Annotated in this window: 8 protein-coding genes; 7 read left to right on the top strand and 1 reads right to left on the bottom strand. The window is 65.7% G+C overall.

From position 1 onward, the window contains the following. The 5 genes from LXM94_RS04920 to LXM94_RS04900 all read left to right on the top strand — a co-directional run. The coding region (locus tag LXM94_RS04920; protein WP_235770039.1) for a helix-turn-helix transcriptional regulator at nt 1-344 on the top strand (344 nt) is incomplete at its 5' end. A 183-nt stretch (nt 345-527) separates the two neighbouring features. Beyond that, nucleotides 528-1,382 (top strand): alpha/beta hydrolase, encoded by an 855-nt coding sequence (locus LXM94_RS04915; RefSeq protein ID WP_235770038.1) that lies wholly within the window; start codon nt 528-530, stop codon nt 1,380-1,382. Nucleotides 1,383-1,462: 80 nt separating this feature from the next. Continuing rightward, nucleotides 1,463-2,488, top strand: a complete 1,026-nt coding sequence (locus LXM94_RS04910; RefSeq protein ID WP_235770037.1) for an ABC transporter substrate-binding protein — start codon at nt 1,463-1,465, stop codon at nt 2,486-2,488. Nucleotides 2,489-2,502: 14 nt separating this feature from the next. Beyond that, complete coding sequence (locus LXM94_RS04905; protein ID WP_408015585.1) at nt 2,503-3,567, top strand: FecCD family ABC transporter permease; 1,065 nt, start codon at nt 2,503-2,505, stop codon at nt 3,565-3,567. After that, nucleotides 3,564-4,352, top strand: a complete 789-nt coding sequence (locus LXM94_RS04900) for an ABC transporter ATP-binding protein (protein WP_235770035.1) — start codon at nt 3,564-3,566, stop codon at nt 4,350-4,352. The genes LXM94_RS04905 and LXM94_RS04900 overlap by 4 nt, the downstream gene beginning before the upstream one ends. 98 nt (nt 4,353-4,450) lie before the next feature. On the opposite strand, the gene LXM94_RS04895 is transcribed toward LXM94_RS04900, so the two are convergent. Next, entirely contained in the window at nt 4,451-5,485 is a 1,035-nt protein-coding gene (locus LXM94_RS04895) for a siderophore-interacting protein (protein WP_235770034.1), read from the bottom strand. On the opposite strand from LXM94_RS04895, the gene LXM94_RS04890 reads away from it, so the two are divergent. Continuing rightward, nucleotides 5,484-5,729, top strand: a complete 246-nt coding sequence (locus LXM94_RS04890; protein WP_235770032.1) for a hypothetical protein — start codon at nt 5,484-5,486, stop codon at nt 5,727-5,729. The two genes, LXM94_RS04895 and LXM94_RS04890, sit on opposite strands and share 2 nt — an antisense overlap. Before the next feature lie 126 nt (nt 5,730-5,855). Further along, on the top strand, nt 5,856-6,036 hold a 181-nt coding region (locus tag LXM94_RS04885), incomplete at its 3' end, for a thioesterase domain-containing protein (RefSeq protein ID WP_235770031.1).

The following is a 6,036-nucleotide window of genomic DNA, read 5'->3' as shown; positions in this document are numbered from 1 at the left end:
AAAGCGACTCCGCCCCCCAGCCGTCCCTCATGAGCCAGCGGCAGTGCGAATGGGTGCGCGGCTACATTCTCGACAACATCGACAGCGACCTGACGATCGAGAAGATCGCGGGCAGCGCCGGCGTCAGCGTGTCGACGATCCAGCGCCACTTCAAGGAGCATATCGGGATGACCGTCTTCGACTTCATCCGGCATGAGCGGCTGGAGCGGGCCCGGGCTGCGCTGGAGCACGAAGGAATCCCGATCGCCAAGGCGGCCTATCTCGCCGGCTACAGCAATCTGTCGAGCTTCACCACGGCCTTCCGCAAGACCTACGGGGTGACACCCAAACGCGTCCGGGCCTGAAGCCGTCGCCAAAAAATACTTGACGACAATACTCATGTAAAATAGCCATCCTGCCCGTGCCCCCGTTGCGAGCGCCGCCGGTGCCCGCTTGCACGGACATTTCATTGTGCGGCCGGGCAGGTTTCCGGTGCACGGCGCCCGCCCGTCGCCGCCCCCTCAGCAGCCGAATTTCGCGAGGTTCCCTTGGTTTCCAGTGTATCCGCCGAAATCGCGAACCCGGCGCCCGCCGCCCTACCCGTCGCTGTGCCCCATGCCGAACAGTTCGACATGAACGCTTCGGCCACCGGGCGGCGCTATCGTATATTCCTGACGGTGCCGGCGGACGATCCGCCGGCCGGCGGTTATCCCGTGATCTATCTTCTCGACGGCAACGCAACATTCCAGACCGGCGCCGAAACGCTTCGCCTGCAGACGCGCAAGCCGAAAGGCCGCGAACCTGCGATCCTGGTAGCAATCGGCTACGACACCGCCGAGCCGTTCGACGTGAACCGGCGCTACTACGATTTCACGACGCCGGCGGACGACAGCGCAATGCCACACCCGAGAGGCGGCGAGCCCTGGCCCGCACGGGGCGGCGCGGATGCCTTTCTCGCCTTCATCAAGAACGACCTGCGCCCCGAAATCGAACGCCGCCGACCGATAGACGGAAGCAGGCAAACGCTTTTCGGGCACTCGCTCGGCGGCTTCTTCAGCCTGCATGTTCTGCTGACCGACCCCGGCGCCTTCTCCACCTACGTGGCCGGCAGTCCATCCGTCTGGTGGAACCGCAGCGAAATCTTCGACACCGCCCGCGCCTTTCTCGGCTGCGGGGCGGACATGACCGGCAAACGCCTGCTGATCGGGATCGGTGCGGACGAACACGAGGACATGCTGGCCGGCGCACGCGAGATGGCCAGCCTGCTTGCTCCGTCCGCCGGCAGGGGACTGTCCGTCCAGCATGTGGAATTCCATGGCGAGGAGCACGTCTCCGTGCTGCCGGCCCTCCTCAGCCGTGTCGTGAGCTTCAGCCTCGCGTTTCCGGAAGGCGCCCTGCGATGAAACGAACGTGCCTGCTTTTCCGCATTGTTGTCGGACTGTTGATTCTCACGGCCGGGCGCGCAAGCGCCGACGAGATCACCGTGACTGACCTCGCGGGACGGACCGTGACGGTGACCCGCCCCGTGCACCGGATCGTTCTCGCCGAAGCCCGCCAGCTCGTCAGCCTGTCCTTTGTCGACAAGGCCGTCATCGAACGCGTGGTCGGCGTTGCGGGAATCGGTCAATTCGACCCGGAGGCTCGCCGGGCCTACGAAGCGCTCCATCCGTCCTTCGCATCGGTACCGCAGCTCGATGACGGGTCGGGAAATCTCTCAGCCGAACTGACGATCGCGCAGGAACCGGATCTCGTCATCATGAGCGGGCATGTCGGACCCGATCCGAGGCGGGAAGCCCTCATGGACACTTTCGCCGCCGCCGGTATCGCGACAGTCTTCATCGATTTCCGCGCCGATCCCTACGACAACACGATCCCGAGCGTCGCGTTGCTGGGCAGGGTTCTCGGTACGGAGGCGACGGCGTCGGAGTTCGTCGATTTCTATCGCGAACACAGGCAACGGGTGGTCGAGCGCGTGGCGACGCTTTCCGACCGGCCCACGGTTCTGCTGCACATGCAGGCGAGCGGCGAGGACAGATGCTGCACGTCGCCAAGCAGCGCCAATCTCGGCCGCTTCATCCGGGAGGCCGGCGGCACCAATATCGGCGAGAATGTCGTGCGGGGCGCCTTCGCGCAACTGACACCGGAATACGTGCTCGCACAGGATCCGGACATCTACATCGGAACGGGCGGCCGCCACCTGGCGAACAGCAACGGTATCGTCGCCGGCCCCGGAATTTCGGAGACGGAGGCGCTCTCCTCACTGCGCGCGATCGCAGCGATGCCGGTTCTTTCCGAACTCAGCGCCATGCACAATGGCCGTGCCCACGGGCTCTGGCACAACTTCACCAACAGCCCGCTCAACATCGTTGCCCTCGAGGTCATGGCGACGTGGTTTCATCCCGAAGCCTTTTCCGACCTCGATCCGAACGAGACGGTGCGCGAGATCAACACGCGTTTCCTTCCGGTGCCCTTCGAGGGCGCCGCCTGGGCAAGCCTGCCGAAAGAGTGACACGCATGAGACCTATTGCCCATGGTAGCGCTGCAGAGACTGCCGGGCCGGGAGGCGCAGCGGTGGTGAGGCACCTCGTCCGCCGCCGCCGGCTCCTGCTCGCAGGCCTGGCCTTCATCCTCGTTTTCTCGTTCCTTCTCGACCTTGCCGTCGGCCCGTCTGGCATCAGCCTTCGGGAGGCCATGGACGCCCTGTTCGGCATGAACGAGGCGACCCGAACCGAGACCGTCATCATGTGGCAGATCCGGCTGCCCCAGGCCGTCACCGCGATCCTTGTCGGGGCCTCGCTGTCGCTCGCCGGCGCCGAAATGCAGACGATCCTCGACAACCCGCTGGCGAGCCCCTTCACGCTCGGCGTCTCTTCCGCCGCCGCGCTCGGCGCTGCGCTCGCCTTCATCCTGAATGTCAGCCTTCCCGGGCTGCCTGCGACCTGGCTCGTACCGGTCAACGCCTTCGTCTTCGCCTTCGCGTCCGTTCTCCTGCTCCAGGCGCTTGCCGCCAGCCGCGGCGCCGGATCGGACACGCTCGTGCTGCTCGGCATCGCCATGGTCTTCGCGCTCAACGCGCTGGTGGCGCTCCTCCAGTTCGTCGCATCCGAATCGGCCCTGCAGCAGTTCGTCTTCTGGACGATGGGCAATATCTCGCAGGTCGGGTGGCCAAGGATCGGTCTGATCGCCCTTGCACTGGCGGCGACATATCCCGCCTCTTTCGCCGCGCGCTGGCAACTGACGGCGCTTCGCTTCGGCGCCGACCGTGCCTTGAGCTTCGGTGTGCCGGTCGCGCGACTGCGCTTCTTTGCATTGCTGCGCATCAGCCTTCTTGCGGCGCTTTCGGTCGCCTTCGTTGGAACGATCGGCTTCATCGGCCTCGTCGGCCCGCATATCGCACGCATGCTGGTGGGGGAGGATCACCGGTTCTTCCTGCCGGCGAGCCTCCTGACCGGCGCCATCGTGATGTCGCTGTCGTCCTTCGCCAGCAAGGCCCTGGTGCCCGGCATCCTGCTCCCGGTCGGCATCGTCACGTCGCTCGTCGGCATACCGATCTTCGTCAGCCTTATCCTGCGCAGGAGCAAACAGTGAACGGCCCCACGCTGACGATCAAATCCCTTTCCTGCGGTTATCCCGGGCGCGAGGTGCTGAGCGACCTGTCTCTGCCACCAAGCCGGGCCGGCACGATCACCGCCGTCATCGGGCCCAACGCGGCGGGCAAGACCACGTTCCTGCGCGCGATCGCCGGCCTGCTTCCCGCAAAGGGGAACGTCCTCTTCGGCGATCGGAACCTGCTGTCCCTGCCGCTCGCGGACCGCGCGCATTTCGTCACCTACATGCCGCAGGCGATCCCGCACGGGGTCGCCCTGACGGCGATCGAGGCGGTGACGACGGCGCTGCGCATCACCGGCGCAGGCCGGCGCGCCTCGGATGCGGACGTGCATCGCGATGCCGCCAGGGCACTCGACCGGCTGGAGATCGGCCACCTCGCCCTTTCCCCGCTCGACCAGTTGTCCGGCGGCCAGCGGCAGCTCGTCAGCCTGGCCCAGGCCATGGTCCGCCGGCCGGCGATCCTGCTGCTCGACGAGCCGACCAGCGCGCTCGATCCGCGCCACCAGATCGACGTGATGAGCGCAGTGCACGAAATCACGCGGCAGGACGGGATGATCGTGATGGTCGTTCTGCACGACCTCAATCTCACGCTCACCTGGGCCGATGCGGCCGTGCTCCTCTCGGACGGCGAGCTCGCGGCCGCCGGCACGCCGTACCAGGCCATCACGCCGGAGACGCTCGAACGGGTCTATCGCGTCCGTGCACGCATCGAGACATGCTCAGAGGGCCGCATGCATCTCATTTACGACGGCAAGGCGGCCTGAAGGCTCTGACCGGCAGACGGGGCCCGGCGCACCGGACGGGAGCCGGCAAAGGCGCAGCTCAATCCGAAGGGCGATGCACCAAGGCGGCGAATGCTGCCTCAGTGCCGGTGTTTCGTCACGGAGAAACTGTCCTCGTTCTCGCCGCGCCGCCAGTAGGCGACCGCAAGATGCTCGTCCCGACCGAGCCCCCGATCCTTGCGCAGGTAGGAGCGTATCTGCTTGAAGGCCTGGAACTCGCAGCCGACCCAGGCATATCTGTCCTTGTCGGGCCAGTCGACGCCTCGCACCGCGTCCAGCAGCAAGTCCGTCGTGCCGGGCGCGGCTTTGCCGCGATGAAGCCAGCGTACTTCCATACCGGCGGGCGTCCGGATCGGCAGCTCCTCGTTCTCGTCCTGCACCTCCACGAAGGCGAGACCGCGCGCATCCGCCGGAAGCGATTCGAGAATGCGGGCGATTGCCGGCAGCGCAGTCTCGTCGCCGGCCAGCAGGTTCCAGCCGGCCGGCCTGAAACCGCCGCCGCCGGGGCCTGTCATGCCGAGTATGTCGCCACGGCGCGCCGCCGTCGCGAAATCCGAGCCCGGCCCCGCATCGTCGGCGTGCACGACAAAGTCGATATCCACCTCGCCCGCAGCCACGTCGATGCGACGGATCGTGTATTTGCGGATTGCCGGCTTTGCCGCGCCCTGGGGCCAGATCACCCGGCCGGTTTCCGCAAGGCGCGGCCACTCGGGCTCGACATCCCTGGGCGGGATGAGAAGCCGCACATGGAGGTCGTCGGAATCAAACCAGCCGAGCGCTTTGCCGACGAGCGTCAGGCGGCGCATATGCGGCGCGAGCGGCGTGACCTCCCTGACCGTCATGAGGCGGAAATTGGGCGGCGCCGCTGTTTCGCTGCCAAGTCCCGACCACGTGAACCGAAGCTCCTCTCCCGCCTGTTCGATGATGTGATCCGCAAGCATCACTCGGAGATAGAAGAGATCCACCTCACCCCGCGACGCGAGTTCGACACGCAGCGCGCCCGCTTCGTTCCGCAGGAGAGCCGAGCCGACATCGAAATCGAGCTGGCTCGTTCCATCGGGCCGCCTCACCAGGCGTCCATGCACCGCCAACCGTTCGCACAGAAACGAATGCATGGCCTCCGGCGCCGCGGTTTCGACGCGTGTCTCAGTCGTAAAATCAGTCATTTTCACCTTCATGGAGCAAGTCGCGCAGGCGTTTTCTCCCGTCGCCCACGCCCGGAAAACCAGGCCTAGCGGCTTGATTTTGCTCGGTCAACAGGCCGCTTTCCATGCGAAACCGATTGCCTTTAGCGCGAAAATCTTTGCCGTTCAGGCGCAACAAAAAGCGGTCGACAGGGTCGGTCAACAAAATATATGAGTTAAAAAATCAACTTTGTGTTACGGCAGCGCGCCGGCGACGCGGACATGTGTGCCAGCAGGCGCGTGACGGATGAAACGCCGCCGCGAGATCGCAATGACAGCTCTGAGAACAATCGATAGCGCCATGAACGACGCATCGCGTCACGGGGAATGGCTGGTGCGTTTCACCAGCCCTGCCGGCTGTGCCGTGCATCTCGTCTGCTTCCCGTTCGGGGGCGGCAGTGCCGCCTATTTCGCACGCTGGGCATGGCGGCTCGACGGCCTGGTAGACGTGATCGCCATCCAGTATCCGGGACGCTGCTCGC

The organism is Rhizobium alarense (assembly GCF_021555155.1).
GTDB classification, from domain to species: Bacteria; Pseudomonadota; Alphaproteobacteria; order Rhizobiales; family Rhizobiaceae; genus Rhizobium_D; species Rhizobium_D alarense.
The sequence above is the reverse complement of the archived record's forward strand: the minus strand, read 5'-3'. Positions and strand labels throughout refer to the sequence as shown.

What these genes read in the sequence shown, in the direction of transcription:
- LXM94_RS04890 (WP_235770032.1), top strand. Translation starts at nt 5,484, where the DNA reads ATGGCCTCCGGCGCCGCGGTTTCGACGCGTGTCTCAGTCGTAAAATCA.
- LXM94_RS04895 (WP_235770034.1), bottom strand. Translation starts at nt 5,485, where the DNA reads ATGCATTCGTTTCTGTGCGAACGGTTGGCGGTGCATGGACGCCTGGTG.